The sequence below is a fragment of the Escherichia sp. E4736 genome (assembly GCF_005781225.1).
Lineage (GTDB): Bacteria > Pseudomonadota > Gammaproteobacteria > Enterobacterales > Enterobacteriaceae > Escherichia.
Genome location: NZ_VATT01000007.1, coordinates 217349 through 235783 on the forward strand (window position 1 = coordinate 217349; position 18435 = coordinate 235783).

Annotated in this window: 18 protein-coding genes; 6 read left to right on the plus strand and 12 right to left on the minus strand. The window is 51.5% G+C overall.

All coding sequences use genetic code 11. The features are described from left to right. The first annotated feature begins 10 nt into the window (after positions 1 to 10). The 5 genes from lolC to cobB are packed head-to-tail and all read left to right on the plus strand — an operon-like array spanning position 11 to position 4925. Positions 11 to 1210 (plus strand): lipoprotein-releasing ABC transporter permease subunit LolC, encoded by a 1200-nt coding sequence (gene lolC / locus FEK46_RS05680; RefSeq protein ID WP_000284714.1) that lies wholly within the window; start codon positions 11 to 13, stop codon positions 1208 to 1210. Further along, positions 1203 to 1904, plus strand: a complete 702-nt coding sequence (gene lolD / locus FEK46_RS05685) for a lipoprotein-releasing ABC transporter ATP-binding protein LolD (protein WP_135559647.1) — start codon at positions 1203 to 1205, stop codon at positions 1902 to 1904. Before lolC ends, lolD begins: the two co-directional genes overlap by 8 nt. Next, a complete protein-coding gene (gene lolE, locus FEK46_RS05690; protein ID WP_042003467.1) occupies positions 1904 to 3148 on the plus strand; it encodes a lipoprotein-releasing ABC transporter permease subunit LolE in 1245 nt (414 codons plus the stop codon). Before lolD ends, lolE begins: the two co-directional genes overlap by 1 nt. 28 nt (positions 3149 to 3176) lie before the next feature. Next, a complete protein-coding gene (gene nagK, locus FEK46_RS05695; protein WP_130205577.1) occupies positions 3177 to 4088 on the plus strand; it encodes an N-acetylglucosamine kinase in 912 nt (303 codons plus the stop codon). A gap of 15 nt (positions 4089 to 4103) precedes the next feature. After that, a complete protein-coding gene (cobB, locus tag FEK46_RS05700) occupies positions 4104 to 4925 on the plus strand; it encodes a Sir2 family NAD+-dependent deacetylase (protein WP_096938882.1) in 822 nt (273 codons plus the stop codon). Positions 4926 to 5166: 241 nt separating this feature from the next. Here the strand turns inward: cobB and potD are convergent, their stop codons facing one another. From potD to potA, 4 genes are read right to left on the minus strand one after another with little or no spacing between them, the layout of a single operon-like run. After that, positions 5167 to 6213 (minus strand): spermidine/putrescine ABC transporter substrate-binding protein PotD, encoded by a 1047-nt coding sequence (potD, locus tag FEK46_RS05705; protein ID WP_130205579.1) that lies wholly within the window; start codon positions 6211 to 6213, stop codon positions 5167 to 5169. After that, positions 6210 to 7004, minus strand: coding sequence for a spermidine/putrescine ABC transporter permease PotC (potC, locus tag FEK46_RS05710; RefSeq protein ID WP_000580316.1), 795 nt, complete (start codon positions 7002 to 7004; stop codon positions 6210 to 6212). The genes potD and potC overlap by 4 nt, the downstream gene beginning before the upstream one ends. Further along, positions 7001 to 7858: a spermidine/putrescine ABC transporter permease PotB gene (potB, locus tag FEK46_RS05715; protein WP_060773672.1), complete on the minus strand. Its 858-nt coding sequence runs from the start codon at positions 7856 to 7858 to the stop codon at positions 7001 to 7003. Before potB ends, potC begins: the two co-directional genes overlap by 4 nt. Beyond that, on the minus strand, positions 7842 to 8978 hold the full coding sequence (potA, locus tag FEK46_RS05720; RefSeq protein ID WP_130205581.1) for a spermidine/putrescine ABC transporter ATP-binding protein PotA: 1137 nt from the start codon (positions 8976 to 8978) through the stop codon (positions 7842 to 7844). The genes potB and potA overlap by 17 nt, the downstream gene beginning before the upstream one ends. A 249-nt stretch (positions 8979 to 9227) precedes the next feature. Between potA and pepT the strand changes: the two genes are divergently transcribed. After that, complete coding sequence (gene pepT / locus FEK46_RS05725; protein WP_130205583.1) at positions 9228 to 10454, plus strand: peptidase T; 1227 nt, start codon at positions 9228 to 9230, stop codon at positions 10452 to 10454. Between the two features lie 48 nt (positions 10455 to 10502). Here pepT and roxA read toward each other — a convergent pair whose 3' ends face one another. From roxA to rluE, 8 genes are all read right to left on the minus strand, one after another. After that, on the minus strand, positions 10503 to 11624 hold the full coding sequence (roxA, locus tag FEK46_RS05730; RefSeq protein ID WP_130205585.1) for a [50S ribosomal protein L16]-arginine 3-hydroxylase: 1122 nt from the start codon (positions 11622 to 11624) through the stop codon (positions 10503 to 10505). A gap of 75 nt (positions 11625 to 11699) precedes the next feature. Continuing rightward, positions 11700 to 13160 carry a two-component system sensor histidine kinase PhoQ gene (phoQ, locus tag FEK46_RS05735; RefSeq protein ID WP_130259682.1) on the minus strand — a complete coding sequence of 487 codons (1461 nt, stop codon included), beginning with the start codon at positions 13158 to 13160 and terminating at the stop codon, positions 11700 to 11702. After that, entirely contained in the window at positions 13160 to 13831 is a 672-nt protein-coding gene (gene phoP, locus FEK46_RS05740; protein WP_130205589.1) for a two-component system response regulator PhoP, read from the minus strand. Before phoP ends, phoQ begins: the two co-directional genes overlap by 1 nt. Positions 13832 to 13993: 162 nt before the next feature. After that, the gene (gene purB, locus FEK46_RS05745; protein WP_131162237.1) at positions 13994 to 15364 is read right to left on the minus strand and encodes an adenylosuccinate lyase; all 1371 of its coding nucleotides are present in this window, start codon (positions 15362 to 15364) and stop codon (positions 13994 to 13996) included. A gap of 3 nt (positions 15365 to 15367) precedes the next feature. Beyond that, the gene (gene hflD, locus FEK46_RS05750) at positions 15368 to 16009 is read right to left on the minus strand and encodes a high frequency lysogenization protein HflD (RefSeq protein WP_042096460.1); all 642 of its coding nucleotides are present in this window, start codon (positions 16007 to 16009) and stop codon (positions 15368 to 15370) included. Positions 16010 to 16044: 35 nt separating this feature from the next. Next, the gene (mnmA, locus tag FEK46_RS05755) at positions 16045 to 17151 is read right to left on the minus strand and encodes a tRNA 2-thiouridine(34) synthase MnmA (RefSeq protein ID WP_001353282.1); all 1107 of its coding nucleotides are present in this window, start codon (positions 17149 to 17151) and stop codon (positions 16045 to 16047) included. Between the two features lie 53 nt (positions 17152 to 17204). Then, a complete protein-coding gene (gene nudJ, locus FEK46_RS05760; RefSeq protein ID WP_022296361.1) occupies positions 17205 to 17666 on the minus strand; it encodes a phosphatase NudJ in 462 nt (153 codons plus the stop codon). 9 nt (positions 17667 to 17675) lie between these two features. Further along, positions 17676 to 18329, minus strand: a complete 654-nt coding sequence (rluE, locus tag FEK46_RS05765; protein ID WP_135559646.1) for a 23S rRNA pseudouridine(2457) synthase RluE — start codon at positions 18327 to 18329, stop codon at positions 17676 to 17678. Between the last annotated feature and the right edge of the window lie 106 nt (positions 18330 to 18435).

The window sequence follows — 18435 nt, forward strand, 5'->3', positions numbered from 1 at the left end:
GACGGATTTCATGTACCAACCTGTCGCTCTATTTATTGGCCTGCGTTACATGCGTGGGCGTGCAGCGGATCGCTTCGGTCGTTTCGTCTCCTGGCTTTCTACCATCGGCATTACCCTCGGGGTGATGGCGCTGGTCACAGTATTGTCAGTGATGAACGGCTTTGAGCGCGAGCTGCAAAACAACATCCTTGGCCTGATGCCACAGGCAATTCTCTCTTCTGAGCATGGCTCTCTTAACCCGCAGCAACTCCCGGAAACGGCAGTCAAACTGGACGGCGTTAATCGCGTCGCACCTATCACTACCGGTGATGTGGTACTGCAAAGCGCGCGCAGCGTGGCGGTCGGGGTGATGCTGGGTATCGACCCGGCGCAAAAAGATCCACTAACGCCGTATCTGGTCAATGTGAAACAAACTGACCTCGAGCCGGGGAAATATAATGTCATCCTCGGTGAACAGCTGGCCTCACAGTTGGGCGTTAATCGCGGTGATCAAATTCGCGTGATGGTGCCATCTGCCAGCCAGTTCACGCCAATGGGGCGTATTCCAAGTCAGCGCCTGTTCAATGTGATTGGCACTTTCGCCGCCAACAGTGAAGTCGATGGCTATGAAATGCTGGTGAATATTGAGGATGCCTCGCGTCTGATGCGTTATCCGGCAGGCAATATTACCGGCTGGCGTTTGTGGCTGGATGAGCCGCTGAAAGTCGACTCATTAAGTCAGCAAAAACTGCCAGAAGGCAGCAAATGGCAGGACTGGCGCGATCGCAAAGGCGAGCTGTTCCAGGCCGTGCGTATGGAAAAAAATATGATGGGCTTGCTGCTGAGCCTGATTGTCGCCGTTGCGGCGTTTAACATTATTACCTCGCTGGGGCTAATGGTGATGGAGAAGCAGGGCGAAGTAGCGATCCTGCAAACGCAAGGCTTAACTCCGCGACAAATCATGATGGTCTTTATGGTGCAAGGGGCCAGCGCCGGGATTATCGGTGCAATCCTCGGAGCTGCGCTTGGCGCACTGCTTGCCAGCCAGTTGAATAATCTGATGCCGATAATCGGCGTCCTGCTTGATGGCGCAGCGCTGCCGGTGGCTATCGAACCTTTACAGGTCATTGTTATTGCGCTGGTGGCGATGGCTATCGCGCTGTTGTCTACGCTTTACCCTTCCTGGCGCGCTGCCGCCACTCAACCCGCTGAGGCTTTACGTTATGAATAAGATCCTGTTGCAATGCGACAACCTGTGCAAACGCTATCAGGAAGGCAGTGTGCAAACCGATGTGCTGCACGATGTCAGTTTCAGCGTGGGCGAAGGTGAAATGATGGCGATCGTCGGTAGCTCTGGTTCTGGTAAAAGTACCTTGCTGCACCTGTTAGGCGGGCTGGATACGCCAACCTCCGGCGATGTGATTTTTAATGGTCAGCCAATGAGCAAACTGTCTTCGGCGGCGAAAGCAGAACTGCGCAACCAGAAGCTGGGCTTTATTTATCAGTTTCACCACTTGCTGCCGGATTTTACCGCCCTGGAAAACGTGGCTATGCCGCTGCTGATTGGCAAGAAAAAGCCCGCTGAAATCAACAGTCGAGCGTTGGAAATGTTAAAAGCGGTGGGGCTGGAGCATCGTGCGAATCACCGCCCGTCAGAGCTTTCCGGCGGTGAGCGTCAGCGTGTGGCGATTGCCCGTGCGCTGGTCAATAACCCGCGCCTGGTGCTGGCGGATGAACCTACCGGTAACCTTGACGCGCGTAACGCAGACAGCATCTTCCAGCTGCTTGGGGAGTTGAATCGCTTGCAGGGCACCGCGTTCCTGGTGGTTACTCACGACCTGCAACTGGCGAAACGCATGAGCCGCCAACTGGAGATGCGTGATGGTCGTCTGACGGCGGAACTAAGCCTGATGGGGGCGGAGTAATGGCGATGCCTTTATCGTTATTAATTGGCCTGCGTTTTAGTCGCGGACGGCGGCGCGGCGGCATGGTGTCGCTGATCTCCGTCATTTCTACCATTGGCATTGCACTTGGCGTGGCGGTATTGATCGTCGGCTTAAGCGCGATGAATGGCTTTGAACGCGAACTGAACAACCGCATTCTTGCTGTGGTACCGCACGGTGAAATTGAGGCGGTAGATCAGCCGTGGACTAACTGGCAGGAAGCACTGGATAAAGTGCAGAAAGTGCCGGGTATTGCCGCCGCTGCGCCGTATATCAATTTCACCGGGCTGGTGGAGAGCGGCGCGAATCTGCGCGCTCTGCAGGTTAAAGGCGTTGATCCGCAACAGGAACAGCGTCTGAGCGCGCTGCCATCATTTGTCCAGGGCGATGCCTGGAACAATTTTAAAGCGGGCGAACAGCAAATTATCATCGGCAAAGGCGTGGCGGATGCGCTGAAAGTGAAGCAGGGCGATTGGGTGTCGATCATGATCCCAAACTCGAATCCCGAGCATAAGCTGATGCAGCCGAAACGTGTGCGTTTGCACGTTGCGGGTATTTTGCAGTTGAGTGGCCAACTCGATCACAGTTTTGCCATGATCCCGCTGGCGGATGCCCAACAATATCTTGATATGGGTTCCAGTGTGTCAGGCATTGCCCTTAAAATGACGGATGTTTTTAACGCTAACAAACTGGTACGCGATGCGGGTGAAGTGACCAACAGCTATGTTTATATTAAAAGCTGGATTGGTACTTACGGCTATATGTATCGCGATATCCAGATGATCCGCGCCATTATGTATCTGGCGATGGTACTGGTGATTGGCGTGGCCTGTTTCAACATCGTCTCCACCTTAGTGATGGCGGTGAAAGATAAGAGTGGCGATATCGCAGTATTAAGAACGCTGGGGGCGAAAGACGGTTTAATTCGCGCCATCTTTGTCTGGTATGGATTGCTGGCAGGGCTGTTCGGCAGCCTCTGTGGTGTGATTATCGGCGTAGTGGTTTCACTGCAACTTACCCCGATTATTGAGTGGATTGAAAAGCTGATTGGTCATCAGTTCCTCTCCAGCGATATCTATTTTATTGACTTCCTGCCATCGGAATTGCACTGGCTGGACGTCTTCTACGTACTGGTCACAGCATTGTTGCTGAGTCTTTTGGCAAGTTGGTATCCGGCGCGACGCGCCAGTAATATTGACCCTGCGCGAGTCCTTAGCGGCCAGTAAAGGCAGTACATTAAAACAAGGAGCGGGAATGTATTACGGGTTTGATATTGGTGGAACGAAAATTGCGCTAGGCGTGTTTGATAGCGGTCGGCAGTTGCAGTGGGAAAAGCGGGTGCCGACACCGCGTGACAGCTATGACGCATTTTTAGATGCAGTGTGCGAGCTGGTGGCCGAAGCCGATCAACGTTTTGGCTGTAAAGGTTCTGTCGGCATCGGTATTCCGGGAATGCCGGAAACAGAAGATGGCACGCTGTATGCCGCCAATGTCCCCGCCGCAAGTGGTAAACCGCTGCGTGCCGATCTGAGCGCACGCCTTGAACGCGATGTGCGCCTTAATAACGACGCCAACTGCTTTGCCCTTTCTGAAGCCTGGGACGATGAATTTACCCAATATCCGTTGGTGATGGGACTGATCCTGGGGACTGGCGTTGGCGGTGGACTGGTATTCAACGGTAAACCGGTAACGGGTAAAAGCTATATTACGGGTGAATTTGGGCATATGCGCCTTCCCGTCGATGCGTTAACCATGATGGGGCTGGATTTCCCGTTACGTCGCTGCGGCTGTGGTCAGCACGGTTGCATTGAAAATTATCTGTCTGGTCGCGGTTTTGCGTGGCTGTATCAACACTATTATCATCAACCGTTGCAGGCTCCCGAAATTATTGCGCTTTATGAGCAAGGCGATGAGCAGGCAAGGGCGCACGTTGAGCGTTATCTGGATTTATTAGCGGTTTGTCTGGGAAATATCCTGACCATTGTTGACCCTGATTTGCTGGTCATTGGCGGTGGCTTATCGAATTTCCCGGCAATCACAACGCAACTGGCGGACAGGCTGCCTCGTCATCTCTTACCTGTAGCTCGTGTTCCGCGCATTGAACGCGCGCGTCACGGGGATGCAGGAGGAATGCGTGGTGCGGCCTTCCTACATCTAACCGATTAATCAACAGAGGTTACTATGTTGTCGCGTCGGGGTCATCGGTTAAGTCGTTTTCGTAAAAATAAACGCCGCCTGCACGAGCGTTTGCGTCAGCGTATTTTTTTCAGAGATAAAGTGGTGCCGGAAGCAATGGAAAAACCAAGAGTACTCGTACTGACAGGGGCAGGAATTTCTGCGGAATCAGGTATTCGTACCTTTCGCGCAGCAGATGGCCTGTGGGAAGAACATCGGGTTGAAGATGTGGCTACACCGGAAGGTTTTGATCGCGATCCTGAACTGGTGCAAGCGTTTTATAACGCCCGTCGCCGTCAACTACAGCAGCCAGAAATTCAGCCTAACGCTGCGCATCTTGCTCTGGCTAAACTGCAAGACGCCCTCGGCGATCGCTTTTTGCTGGTGACGCAGAATATCGATAATCTGCATGAACGCGCAGGTAATACCAATGTGATTCATATGCATGGGGAATTGCTGAAAGTACGTTGTTCGCAAAGCGGTCAGGTTCTCGACTGGACCGGAGACGTCACGCCAGAAGACAAATGTCATTGCTGCCAGTTCCCGGCTCCGCTGCGCCCACACGTAGTGTGGTTTGGCGAAATGCCACTCGGCATGGATGAAATTTATATGGCGTTGTCCATGGCCGACATTTTCATTGCTATTGGCACATCCGGGCATGTTTATCCGGCGGCTGGGTTTGTTCACGAAGCGAAGCTGCATGGCGCGCATACGGTTGAACTCAATCTCGAACCGAGTCAGGTCGGTAATGAATTTGCCGAGAAATATTACGGCCCGGCAAGCCAGGTGGTACCAGAGTTTGTTGAGAAGTTGCTGAAGGGATTATAAATCAGGAGTAATTGCCTGATGCGCTACGCTTATCAGGCCTACGAGCGGACCACAATTAATTGAATTTGTGGGGCTTGTAGGCCGGATAAGGCTTTCTCGCCGCATTTGGCATAATACACGCGCACTTTTCCGGCCTCTTTTCCTTTAACTCGTCTATAGCAGCGATACATTATTCCTGACTCATTAGTTACTTCCTTGCTAAATAAAAAACGGGCGGTAATACCACCGCCCGCTTGCTGAATTAACGTCCTGCTTTCAGCTTCTGATAATACTCTTCATAAATGCTACTGGCTGGGCCAACGTCACTCTGCCATTCGCCATTTTTAATGGTTTCAGCATCCGGGTAGAGCGTCTTGTCGTTTGCTATTTCCGGGCTTAACAGTTTGCGCGCGGCGAGGTTTGGCGTTGGATAACCGATAGTTTCGGCAACCTGTTTTGCCACATCCGGGCGCAGCAGGAAGTTGATCAGTTTCAGCGCGCCTTCTTTGTTTTTGGCATTTGCCGGAATCGCCAGGCTGTCCATCCAGAAAATGCCGCCTTCTTTCGGCCACACCACGTCAATTGGCGTACCCGCCTGGCGAGCAACGAAAGCAGAGCCGTTCCAGATCATGCCGAGGTTAACTTCGCCTTCCATGTACGGGTTTGCCGGGTTATCGGAGTTAAACGCCGCGACGTTTGGCATCAGTTTTTTCAGCTCGTTATACGCAGCTTCAATCTCTTTCGGATCGGTGGTGTTACCGGAGTAGCCCAGCTTACGCAGCGCCATCTGGAACACTTCACGGGCATCGTCGGTCAGCAGCAGGCTGCCTTTGTACTCAGGCTTCCACAGATCGGCCCAGCTGGTGACAGATTTCGGATCCACCGCATCACCGTTAACGCCAATCGCCGTCGCACCCCAGATATACGGAATGGAGTAGTCGTTATTCGGATCAAACGGCTTGTTGAGCATTTCTGGGTCGAGGTTGCCAAAGTTTGTTAACTTCGACTTGTCGATCTTCTGGATCATCCCTTCTTTACGCATTTTATCAACGTAATAGGTTGAAGGAACCACCAGGTCATAGGCACCGTCTTTGTACGTTTTCAGCTTGGCGTACATGGTTTCGTTCGACTCGTAAGTCGAATAGATAACCTTAATACCGGTTTCTTTGGTGAACTGTTCGAGCAGTCCAGGCGGCACGTACTCGGTCCAGTTGTAGAAATACAGTGTGTTGTTGTCATCAGCGTGAGCGGCGCTCATGCCCAGTGCCAGAGCACCCGCCGCGAGCAGGTGGCGTGACCATTTTTTCATTTAACGTCCCCTGTGTTACCTTTCGTTTTATCACGAGCAATAAGCTGGCTGGCAATAACCATCACCAGCGACAGCACCAGTAATATGGTTGCCAGCGCGTTAACTTCCGGCGATACGCCGACTTTGACCATCGAATAAATTTTTAACGGCAGAATTTCATAGCTTGGTCCGGTGACGAACGAAGAAACCACCACATCGTCCATCGACAGGGTAAAGCTTAACACCCAGCCCGCCGCCACCGCTGGCATTGCCAGTGGCAGGATGATTTTTCGCAGAATGGTAAATTCACTGGCACCGAGATCTTTCGCCGCTTCCAGCATTCGCACGTCAAAACCTTTCAGGCGCGAATACACCGTCACCACCACAAACGGTAGGCAGAAGGTGATATGCGAGAACAGCAGCGACCAGAAGCCAAGCTGAATACCCAGCAGCATAAACAGCACCAGCAGAGAAATCGCCATCACGATATCTGGCGACATCATCACCACAAACAGCATTCCGCTAACGAACGGCTTACCGCGAAAGCGATAGCGGTACAGCGCAACGGCCGTCAGTGAACCGATAAGCGTGGCAAACGTCGCCGAAAACACCGCCATCGTCAGTGAATGCTGCGCTGCCTGTAACAGACTGTCGTTGTTCATCAGCAGGCTATACCATTTGGTGGTAAAACCCTGCCAGTTGATGCCAAAGCGCGAGCTGTTGAAGGAGTTCACAATCAAAATAATGATTGGGATATACAGGTACGCGTAGATAGCGGTCATAAAACCGCCGCGAAGCAGTCGACCGATCATTCGAGTTCCACCTTCTTATTCAGCAAACGAGAAGCGCGCCAGTAAACCAGCAACATCAGGCCCATTACGATAGTCAGCGTAATGCTGGTGGCTGCACCAAACGGCCAGTCACGAATATTAAGGAACTGGACCTTGATGACGTTACCGATCAGCAGGTTTTTCGCACCGCCCATCAGGTCGGACACATAGAACAGGCCCATCGCTGGCAGCATCACCAGCAGACATCCGGCAATAATCCCCGGCATCGTCAGTGGAATAATGATGCGGATAAAAGTCTGCAACTTGCTGGCACCGAGATCGCGCGCCGCCTCCAGCAACGGCTTATCCAGTTTTTCGATACTGGAGTACAGCGGCATCACCATAAACGGCAGCAGAATGTAAACCAGACCGATAATCACCGCACTGGGCGTGAACATGATACGAATTGGTGTGTCGATAACGCCCAGCCAGAGCAAAAACTCGTTGAGATAGCCTTTGGTGCTGAGGAAAATTTTCAGCCCGTAGATGCGAATCAATGAGTTGGTCCAGAAGGGAACAATCAGCAGAAAAAGTAGCAGCGGACGCACCTTGTGCGGCAGCTTCGCCAGAAACCAGGCAAACGGATAGCCCAGAACCAGGCAGGCGAGGGTGGCGATCAGCGCCATATTCAGCGAGTGCAATAGCACTTCAAAATAGAGCGGATCGAGCAGACGTGCGTAGTTTTCCAGCGTAAAGACCATTTTGACGAAACTGGCGTCGTCGCGGGTCAAAAAGCTGGTGCCAATGATCATCAGGTTGGGCAGAAAGACAAACAACACAAGCCAACCGACAATAGTGACAATCACTACATTCTGGAACTTACTTGTGTTCTTCATCAGCCAGTACGACCTCCCAGCTTTCTACCCAATTAATGGCCATTTTTTGGTCGAGAGAGTGGTCAAAGTCAGGATCGTCTTCATTGAAGAATTCGCTGACCATCACCATCTTGCCATTTTCCAGTTCAACAACCGACTCCAGCGTCATGCCTTTGTAGTTACGCTCACGAACGTATCCAATCAGCCCTTCAGCATGGTTGTCGTCGTTAATCTCTTCAACACGTAAGTCTTCCGGGCGCAGCAGAACATGCAGTTTTTGCCCCGGTTCAACGGCGAAGTTAACGTAGATATTACACTCGCGACCTTCAACGTTAGCCCGCACGCGCTGCTCGTCGAGACGTTCGATGACAGTGGCGTTGAACATATTGATTTCGCCAATGAATCCGGCAACAAATAAATTCTTCGGCTCTTCGTAAATTTCGCGCGGCGTACCATCTTGCTCAATACGACCCTCGCGCATCACCACAATCCTGTCTGACATGGTGAGTGCTTCTTCCTGATCGTGAGTGACAAAGACGAAGGTAATGCCAAGCTTACGCTGTAACGCTTTCAGCTCGTTCTGCATTTGCTTGCGCAGTTTGTAATCCAGCGCCGAGAGCGACTCATCAAGCAGCAGCAGGCGAGGCTTGTTAACCACCGCGCGGGCAATGGCGACGCGTTGCTGTTGACCGCCTGAGAGTTGATGCGGTTTGCGTTGAGCGAAGCTTTCCAGTTGCACCATCCGCAAAGCTTCCATCACGCGAGGCGTAATTTCAGCAGCAGGGGTTTTTTGCATACGCAAACCAAAGGCCACATTTTCGAATACGGTCATGTGGGGGAATAGCGCGTAGCTTTGGAAAACGGTGTTCACATAGCGGTTTTCCGCCGGAACGTGGGTGATGTCCTCGTTATCCAGCATGATGCGTCCAGAATCAACAGTTTCCAGACCCGCAATCAGGCGAAGAACGGTTGTTTTACCGCAGCCAGAAGGGCCAAGCAGCGTGAGGAACTCGCCATTGTTGATAGTCAGATCCAGCTGGGGAATGACCTCTTTACCATCAAAGCATTTGCGAATTCCCGCCAATTGCACCAGCGGTGAAAGCGAACTCGGTTGTTTATTCAATTTTTTACTCTGTCCCATGTAAACGCAACGGATGGCTTACCGAAGCGGGGTTTGTGGTTAACCACCTTGGTGACTCTTAAAGAGGGCCGTAATTCTACGGCAAACTACTTGGATCGCCAATCCTTGTTGTGAATTACTGGCTTAGCTTTATATTCATTAAGGTAATGTTGATAAATATTCCCGATTGCAGGGGTAAAAGTGACCTGACGCAATATTTGTCTTTTCCTGCTTCTTAATAATGTCGTCACGAAAAGTGAGGGTGACTACATGGATAAACTACTTGAGCGTTTTTTGAACTACGTGTCTCTCGATACCCAATCAAAAGCGGGGGTGAGACAAGTTCCCAGCACGGAAGGCCAGTGGAAATTATTGCATCTGCTGAAAGATCAGCTGGAAGAAATGGGTCTTATCAATGTGACCTTAAGTGAGAAAGGAACGTTGATGGCGACGCTACCGGCTAACGTTCCTGGCGATATTCCGGCGATTGGTTTTATTTCTCATGTGGATACCTCACCGGATTGCAGCGGTAAAAATGTGAATCCGCAGATTGTTGAAAACTATCGTGGCGGCGACATTGCGTTGGGCGTCGGCGACGAAGTCCTGTCACCGGTCATGTTCCCGGTACTGCATCAACTGCTGGGACAGACGCTGATCACCACTGACGGTAAAACATTGTTGGGTGCTGACGACAAAGCAGGTATTGCAGAAATCATGACCGCGCTGGCGGTATTGCAGCAGAAAAATATTCCGCATGGCGATATTCGTGTTGCCTTTACGCCAGATGAAGAAGTGGGCAAAGGGGCGAAACATTTTGATGTTGAAGCCTTTGATGCCCGCTGGGCTTACACCGTAGATGGTGGTGGCGTAGGTGAACTGGAGTTTGAAAACTTCAACGCTGCTTCGGTGAATATCAAAATCGTCGGCAACAATGTTCACCCAGGTACGGCAAAAGGTGTGATGGTGAATGCGCTGTCGCTGGCGGCACGCATTCATGCGGAAGTACCGGCAGATGAAAGCCCGGAAGCCACGGAAGGTTATGAAGGCTTCTATCACCTGACAAGCATGAAAGGCACTGTTGAGCGCGCCGATATGCACTACATCATCCGTGATTTCGACCGTAAACAGTTTGAAGCGCGTAAACGTAAAATGATGGAAATTGCCAAGAAAGTGGGCAAAGGGTTACACCCGGATTGCTACATTGAACTGGTGATTGAAGACAGTTACTACAACATGCGCGAGAAAGTCGTTGAGCATCCGCATATTCTTGATATTGCCCAGCAGGCGATGCGCGATTGCGATATTGAACCAGACCTGAAACCGATCCGTGGTGGTACTGACGGTGCGCAGTTGTCGTTTATGGGATTACCGTGTCCAAATCTGTTTACCGGCGGTTATAACTATCATGGTAAACATGAGTTTGTCACTCTGGAAGGAATGGAAAAAGCGGTGCAAGTGATTGTGCGTATTGCCGAGTTAACGGCGAAACGGAAGTAAGCGAAATTGGATGCGGCATATGATGCCGCATCCGGCTTCAATTCAAATTTACCCTTCGAAGAACCAATACCCGCTATTGACCAGCGCCGCGAGCATCGCGAGGAATGAGGGATCTTCCAGTGCGTCGCCAAAATTCTCGGCGGTCAGTGCAATGTTGCTGGCGAGTGCCTCCAGCGCCGGACGGTGCGGGGAATCAATTTTCTCACCATTAGCATAAACATCGTCGCCAATGCGCAAGACGCGCAGACCACCCAGACGCACCAGTACATCACCTTGTTTCAGCGCGTCGTAGATTTCATCCGGTTGATACGGTGGCTCTGGCGGAGCGATATCCAGTTCATGACGTGACTGCGAAATAAACTCGCCAAACCACTGCTTAAAGTGTTCTGGCTGGTTGATCAACTCAAGCATCATCTCACGCAGTTTATCCATCTCCTGCGGCAGAACGTCTGCCGGATGATCGCGAGGAGGGACATCCGGATCGCTGTAGTAATTACCGCCCAGCTCACGTTGCAGCACGTAATCGGCAAATCCGCTGATCAGTTCCCGCGTATTCGGCGCACGAAAACCAACGGAATAGTTCATCGCATTTTCCAGCGCGTAGCCTTCGTGCGGGAACCCTGGCGGAATATAAAGAATATCGCCTGGCTCCAGCTCTTCATCAATAATCGCTTCAAACGGATCAACCTGTAACAGATCCGGGTGAGGGCAGTGCTGCCTCATGTGCAGTTTTTCACCTACCCGCCAGCGACGGCGACCTGTACCCTGAATAATAAATACATCGTACTGATCGAGATGCGGACCGACGCCGCCGCCAGGCACGGAAAACGAGATCATCAGATCGTCAATGCGCCAGTCAGGTAATTCACGGAACGGACGCATCAGCGCGGCGGCCGGTTCATGCCAGTGATCAACCGCCTGGACCAGCAATGACCAGTTGGTTTCGCCCAGATGGTCGTAGCTTTCGAATGGCCCGTGACTGACCTGCCATTTGCCATCCTGATGACTGACCAGCCGACTGTCGACTTCACTTTCCATCGCCAGGCCCGCCAGCTCGTCGGGAGAAATAGGGTCAATAAAATTATTAAAGCCGCGTTTTAGCACCACGGGACGTTTCTGCCAGTGGCGTTCAAGAAAATCGGGCCAATTAAGGGTGAGTTGGTATTCCATGTTAAGCGTCCATAGGCGGGTATCTGCAACCGATTATAACGGATGCATACTGTAATGCGCGAACAAAGGACATATTTATTCATCTTTCGACAAGGAATGCTGGCGACCAAAAATCACCTCCATTCGCGCACCGCCGAGCATGCTCTCTCCGGCGATGATTCTTCCGTCGTACTGTTCAGTAATTTCACGAGCGACCGCCAGCCCCACGCCTTGCCCGGGGCGTAAGGTATCAACACGCTGACCACGGTCGAAAATCACCTCACGCTTGCTTTGCGGGATCCCCGGTCCATCATCTTCGACCACGATGTAGAGATGTTTGTCAGTTTGCCTTGCGGAGATTTCGACAAACTCGAGACAATACTTACAGGCGTTATCCAGTACATTGCCCATTACCTCAACAAAATCGTTCTGCTCACCGACAAAGCTAATTTCTGGCGAGATATCGAGGGAAATATTGACGCCTTTACGCTGATAAACTTTATTCAGTGCCGATGTGAGATTGTCCAACAACGGGGCCACTGGATGTAGTTCGCGGCTAAGTAATGTCCCGCCACGCATACTGGCTCGGTGTAGGTAGTAACCAATTTGTTGCGAGATACGGCTAATTTGTTCCAGCATCACCGGTTCCGCCTCACTGACGTTCATCTTTTCACTTCGCAAAGAGCGTAGCGTACTTTGTAGCACCGCCAGAGGCGTTTTCAGGCTGTGAGTCAGGTCAGTGAGCGTAGTGCGGTATTTGTCGTAACGCTCACGCTCGCTTTTTAAAAGTCGGTTCAGGTTACCCACCAGGCTGGTCAGTTCTCTCGTTGTTGTAGGGTTGAGCAGTTCACGGTGGTGTTCTTCCAGTTCGCGGACTTCTCGCGCCAGGGCTTCAATAGGGCGTAAGCTCCACCAAGCGGCGATCCACAGTAACGGGATCACTAACAACAGGTTGGCCAGGAGTACATAGAGAAACCAGCTCCATACCGTATAGGAACTTTTAAGCTCTACGGGAATGGTATCGACCACCACAATGGTGAGTTTTGGCATTCGCGCCGTTGCCGGATAGACATTAACGGCTACCGAGTGGGTCATTTCTGCATCGTCGTCGTCTTCCCGAACTTCCTGCAACTGTTGCTGAATAGAGAGATCGTTACTAAGTAGCAGGCTGGTATCGTTCACGTCAGCCTCTATTTCGTGAAAACCATTGGATTTCAGCCAGTCAGGCTGGATCATTTTCATCAGCCAGGGAACGTCACGCTGCGCCCACAATAGTTTGCCGTTCTCGTCATAAATCAGAGACATCGTGGGACTTTGCTTGTCGATATTTTCCGGCAGTTCAACGTGTAGCTTATTGTTTTCCCATTTCGCCAGTGTATAGAATAAATTGCTCTCGCCGCGTAACAGACGAAACGTCGTTTTATCGAAACTAACGCTATAACCGATCAGGGCAACCATACCGTAGGAAAGTGAAAGCACTAGTACTACCGCGGCCGTCGCCAACAGAAAACGTACCCGCAGCGAGAGCGGGAAAAAAACACGCAGTAATTTTTTCATCAGCGCAATTCGAAAAGATAACCCTGGCCGCGAACGGTGGTAATCACCTCGTGCGGGTATTGCGCCTGAATTTTTTTGCGCAGCCTGCCCATCAGAACATCAATGGTATGACTTTCCCGCAGTTCGGCATCCGGGTAGAGCTGTAGCATCAATGAATCTTTACTGACCACTTTGCCGTTGTTACGGATCAAGGTTTCCATAATGGTGTATTCAAATGCGGTCAGTTTGATGACTTCGTCACTAATGGATAATTCGCGACGGGAGAGATCAACCTGAAACGGCGGCAGCGAAATAACCTGTGAAGCCAGGCCGCTATTACGCCGCATTAATGCCTGCATTCGTGCCATCACCTCTTCAATATGAAAGGGTTTAGTCACGTAATCATCAGCACCGGCGCTTAATACTTCAACTTTGTCCTGCCAGCTTTCACGGGCGGTTAAAACCAGAATTGGCAGTGAAACATCATTACTACGCCAGCGCCGGATCAGCGACAAACCATCTTCGTCAGGCAAACCGAGATCGACAATCGCAATATCCGGTAAATGTTCGTTGAGATAATAATCGGCTTCTTTGGCATCTTCTGCGTCATCGACCTGATGACCCGCGTCCTGAATCTGAACTTTAAGATGGTGACGTAACAACGCATTGTCTTCGACAACCAGTACGCGCATTTTTATTTCTCCCTGTCTTAATTATAAAAATAGTGTAACGCGATTATGTGGTTGTGGGGGTAAACATTAAATAAACCAGTGGGGAAGGGAGGTGTAAATAGAAAAGCGGATTATCTTAATAAACAGGCCGGACGGCATCACCATCCGGCACTGATACGAGGCTTATTTCAGCTCATCAACCATAGTGATGGCACGGCCAATATAGTTAGCCGGCGTCATCGCTTTCAGGCGTGCTTTTTCTTCTTCCGGCAACGCCAGACCATCGATAAATTGCTTCATGCCTTCGGCGTCAACGCGTTTACCGCGAGTCAGCTCTTTCAGCTTCTCGTATGGCTTCTCAATCCCGTAACGGCGCATTACCGTCTGGATCGGTTCAGCCAACACTTCCCAGTTGTGATCCAGTTCATCCAGCAGATGATCACGGTTCACTTCCAGTTTGCTCACACCTTTCAGGGTGGACTGGTAAGCAATCAGCGCATAACCGATACCCACGCCGAGGTTACGCAGCACGGTGGAGTCGGTCAGGTCACGCTGCCAGCGGGAAACCGGCAGTTTGCTTGCCAGGTGCTGCAATACCGCGTTGGAAAGCCCCAGATTGCCTTCGGAGTTTTCGAAGTCGATCGGGTTAACTTTATGCGGCATGGTGGAAGAACCAATCTCACCAGCAATGGTTTTTTGTTTGAAGTGGTTAAGGGCGATATAACCCCAGACGTCACGGTCGAAGTCGATCAGAATGGTGTTGAAGCGCGCAACGCAATCAAACAGCTCGGCGATGTAGTCGTGCGGTTCGATCTGGGTTGTGTACGGGTTCCACTGAATACCCAGCGAGGTGACGAACTCTTCGCTGAACTGATGCCAGTCAACTTCCGGGTAAGCGGCGATGTGGGCGTTATAGTTACCGACCGCGCCGTTGATTTTGCCGAGGATCTCCACCTGGTTAAGCTGGCGGTACTGGCGCTCCATACGGTAGGCGACGTTAGCCATCTCTTTACCGATGGTTGACGGCGTGGCTGGCTGACCGTGGGTACGGGACAGCAGCGGGATATCGCGATACTGAACGGCGAGATCTTTAATGCCGTCAATCAGTTGACGCCAGTATGGCAGGATCACTTCATCACGCGCAGTTTTCAGCATCAACGCGTGGGAGAGGTTATTGATATCTTCCGAAGTACAGGCAAAGTGAATGAATTCAGAAACCGCGTGCAGTTCCGGGATCTCCGCCACTTTTTCTTTCAGGAAATACTCAACCGCTTTAACGTCGTGGTTAGTGGTACGCTCGATGGTTTTGATTCGCGATGCATCTTCTTCACTGAAATTAGCGACGATTGCATCAAGGTAACCGATTGCGTCGGCAGCAAAAGCAGGAACTTCCTTGATCGCTGCGTGCGCGGCCAGTTTTTGCAGCCAACGTACTTCAACTTGTACACGGAATTTCAGCAAACCGTATTCGCTGAAAATCCCGCGCAGCGCGCTGACTTTATCGCCGTAGCGTCCATCGACAGGGGAAACGGCGGTCAGTGAGGATAATTCCATAGATCACAACTCCGGGGTTAAATGAGCAAGAATTTGTTTTGCCTGAGTGGTCAGGCGATTACGAGAAAACATCAGTTGCAGACGTCCGCCGCCAACCTGGTGCCAGAGCACGGCGGCGCGAATGCCTGCCAGCAGGGTTGCGCGAACTTTCGCCTGCACCTGTGGGCTTTGCAGTACGGCAGGGGAGCCGGTGACCTGAATGCGCGGGCCAAGCGGGCTTATCACATCAACATAGATGGCGGCCATCGCGCTCATCAGCGTTTCGGACTGTAAATCGAAGTGTTCGAGTTGGCGTTGCAGACCGTTGATCCGGTTGCCCAGAGTGTTGAGCGCACCTTTCGCTGAGGAAAGTTTGCGCTCAAGCACCATCAGGCTTAGCGTGTAGCGGGTTAGCTCAGCGTTTAAGCCCTGACGACTGCTGGCATTGAGCACGCCGAGCAGGGTTTCCAGCCCGACGCGCAGGTTGGCTTCGCTACCGCCAAAAACCGCCAGCGTCGAGCTGGGGTTCATATCAATAATACTGTTGAGTGAGACGTGTAGCGCATCGGCATCACAATGCCCCTGGTGAGCGAGTTGTTGCACCAGGCGTGCCGACTGACAAATACCGGCCAGGGCGAGGGTGATGTCATAGTAATTCTTTGCCACGTTCACTGCTTCCTTGTTGTAATTAAAGACAATAATCAGACCGGCAGCGGCAGACGCTGCTCAATGATACCGCCACCGAGGCACACTTCACCGTTATAGAAGACGGCAGACTGGCCCGGCGTCACGGCGGCAACTGGCTCATCGAAAATCACTTCAATGCGATCGTCGTCCAGCGCCTTGACGGTGCACGGAATGTCGGTCTGGCGATAGCGGGTTTTTACCGTGCAACGCATAGTGCCGGTGAACGGTTCGCGATCGACCCAGTGTAGCTGCTGGGCAATCAGACCGACAGACATCAGACGCGGGTGTTCATGGCCCTGCGCAACAATCAGAATGTTGTTTTCGACGTCTTTATCGACCACATACCACGGTTCTTCGGTGCCTTCTTTAGTGCCACCGATACCCAGACCTTTACGCTGACCGAGGGTGTGATACATCAGCCCCTGGTGCTCACCAATTTCATCGCCATCGACGGTAATGATTTTGCCCGGTTGCGCCGGGAGATAACGGCCCAGGAACTCGCGGAATTTACGTTCGCCAATGAAGCAAATGCCGGTAGAGTCTTTTTTCTTCGCGGTGACCAGACCAAGATCTTCAGCAATCTTACGCACCTGCGGTTTTTCCAGTTCGCCGACCGGGAACAGGCTTTGCGCAATTTGCTCATGGCTGAGCGTATAAAGGAAGTAGCTCTGGTCTTTATTGCTGTCCAGACCACGCAGCAGGCGGCTCTTGCCATCGACATCTGCACGACGAACGTAATGACCGGTAGCGATATAATCGGCACCTAAATCTTCGGCGGCAAATTCGAGGAAGGCTTTAAATTTGATCTCTTTGTTGCACAGAATATCCGGATTCGGCGTGCGACCGGCTTTATATTCGGCAAGGAACAGTTCGAAGACGTTGTCCCAGTATTCGGCAGCAAAGTTGACGGTGTGCAGTTCAATGCCGAGCTTATCGCAGACCGCCTGGGCATCAGCCAGATCCGCTGCCGCTGTGCAATATTCCTCACCGTCGTCTTCTTCCCAGTTCTTCATAAACAGGCCTTCGACCTGATATCCCTGTTGTTGCAACAGCCAGGCAGAAACGGAGGAATCGACACCGCCGGACATGCCGACGATCACTTTTTTTGCGGTTTCAGACATTGGATTACTCACGACATTGAACTTCAAGGCGGCGTATTCTATCACGCAGCCTTTTAGATGACACCCTTTGTAAAAGGCCAGTTAAAATCGCCAATCATCTCCAGCGGATAGCGTTGCCCGCTTTGATAACAACGAATACTTTCTGCCACCAGCGGCGAACGAAGATTTGACGCCTGTAAAATTTCTTCGGCGCTGACCCAACGGCAGCAGTCGATATCGCTGTCATGAGGCTGGGTCGGGCATATTTGCTCAAGTTCAATGGCAAACAGGAAACGCAAAAACGGCGTTTTATCTGGCGCAATCCACTGATGCATGCGGATAAAGTGTTGCGGTCGCGCGCTGATGCCGGTTTCTTCCCACAGCTCACGCGCAGCCGCTTCTACTAGCGTCTCATCCGCCTCCAGATGTCCCGCCGGTTGGTTCCATAACGCTTTACCGTTAATCGTCTCTTCAACAACTAAAAATTTGCCCTCTGCGTGTACCACGCAGGCGACGGTAACGTGCGGTTTAAACATTGTGCATCCTTATTCTGTTGCTTCTCGCCATTCGCCGTTAGCGAGATTATCCAGTGTGTAATTGCCCATGGCATAACGAATCAGTCGCAGCGTAGGGAAACCGACATGGGCGGTCATGCGGCGCACCTGGCGATTACGTCCTTCATATAAAGTAATCTTCAGCCAGCTGGTGGGAATACTTTTACGTTCACGAATTGGCGGATTACGTGGCCATAACCACTCTGGTTCTTCAACCAGCTCCACGCCTGCGGGCAGGGTAGGACCATCATTTAAGGTTACGCCATTGCGCAAGGCTTCAAGTGCGTCTTGTGTGGGAATGCCTTCCACCTGCACATAATAGATTTTCCCGGTGAGTTTGCCCGGCTGAGTTAAACGAGCCTGTAGTGCACCATTATTGGTCAGCACCAATAACCCTTCGCTATCGCGGTCGAGACGACCCGCCGCATAAACACCCTGAACCGGGATGAATTCTTTTAATGTTTTGCGCCCAGCTTCATCGGTGAACTGTGGCAGGACATCGTAAGGTTTATTAAACAGGATCACGCGCGTGGGCTGGTTTTCTGGTTTGCGTTTGTTAGTGCGTTGCGAGCTGAATCGCTTAACCTGGTGATTTCTAAAAGAAGTTTTTTGCATGGTATTTTCAGAGATTATGAATTGCCGCATTATAGCCTAATAACGCGCATCTTTCATGACGGCAAACAATAGGGTAGTATTGACAAGTCAATTACAAATCATTAACAAAAAATTGCTCTAAAGCATCCGTATCGCA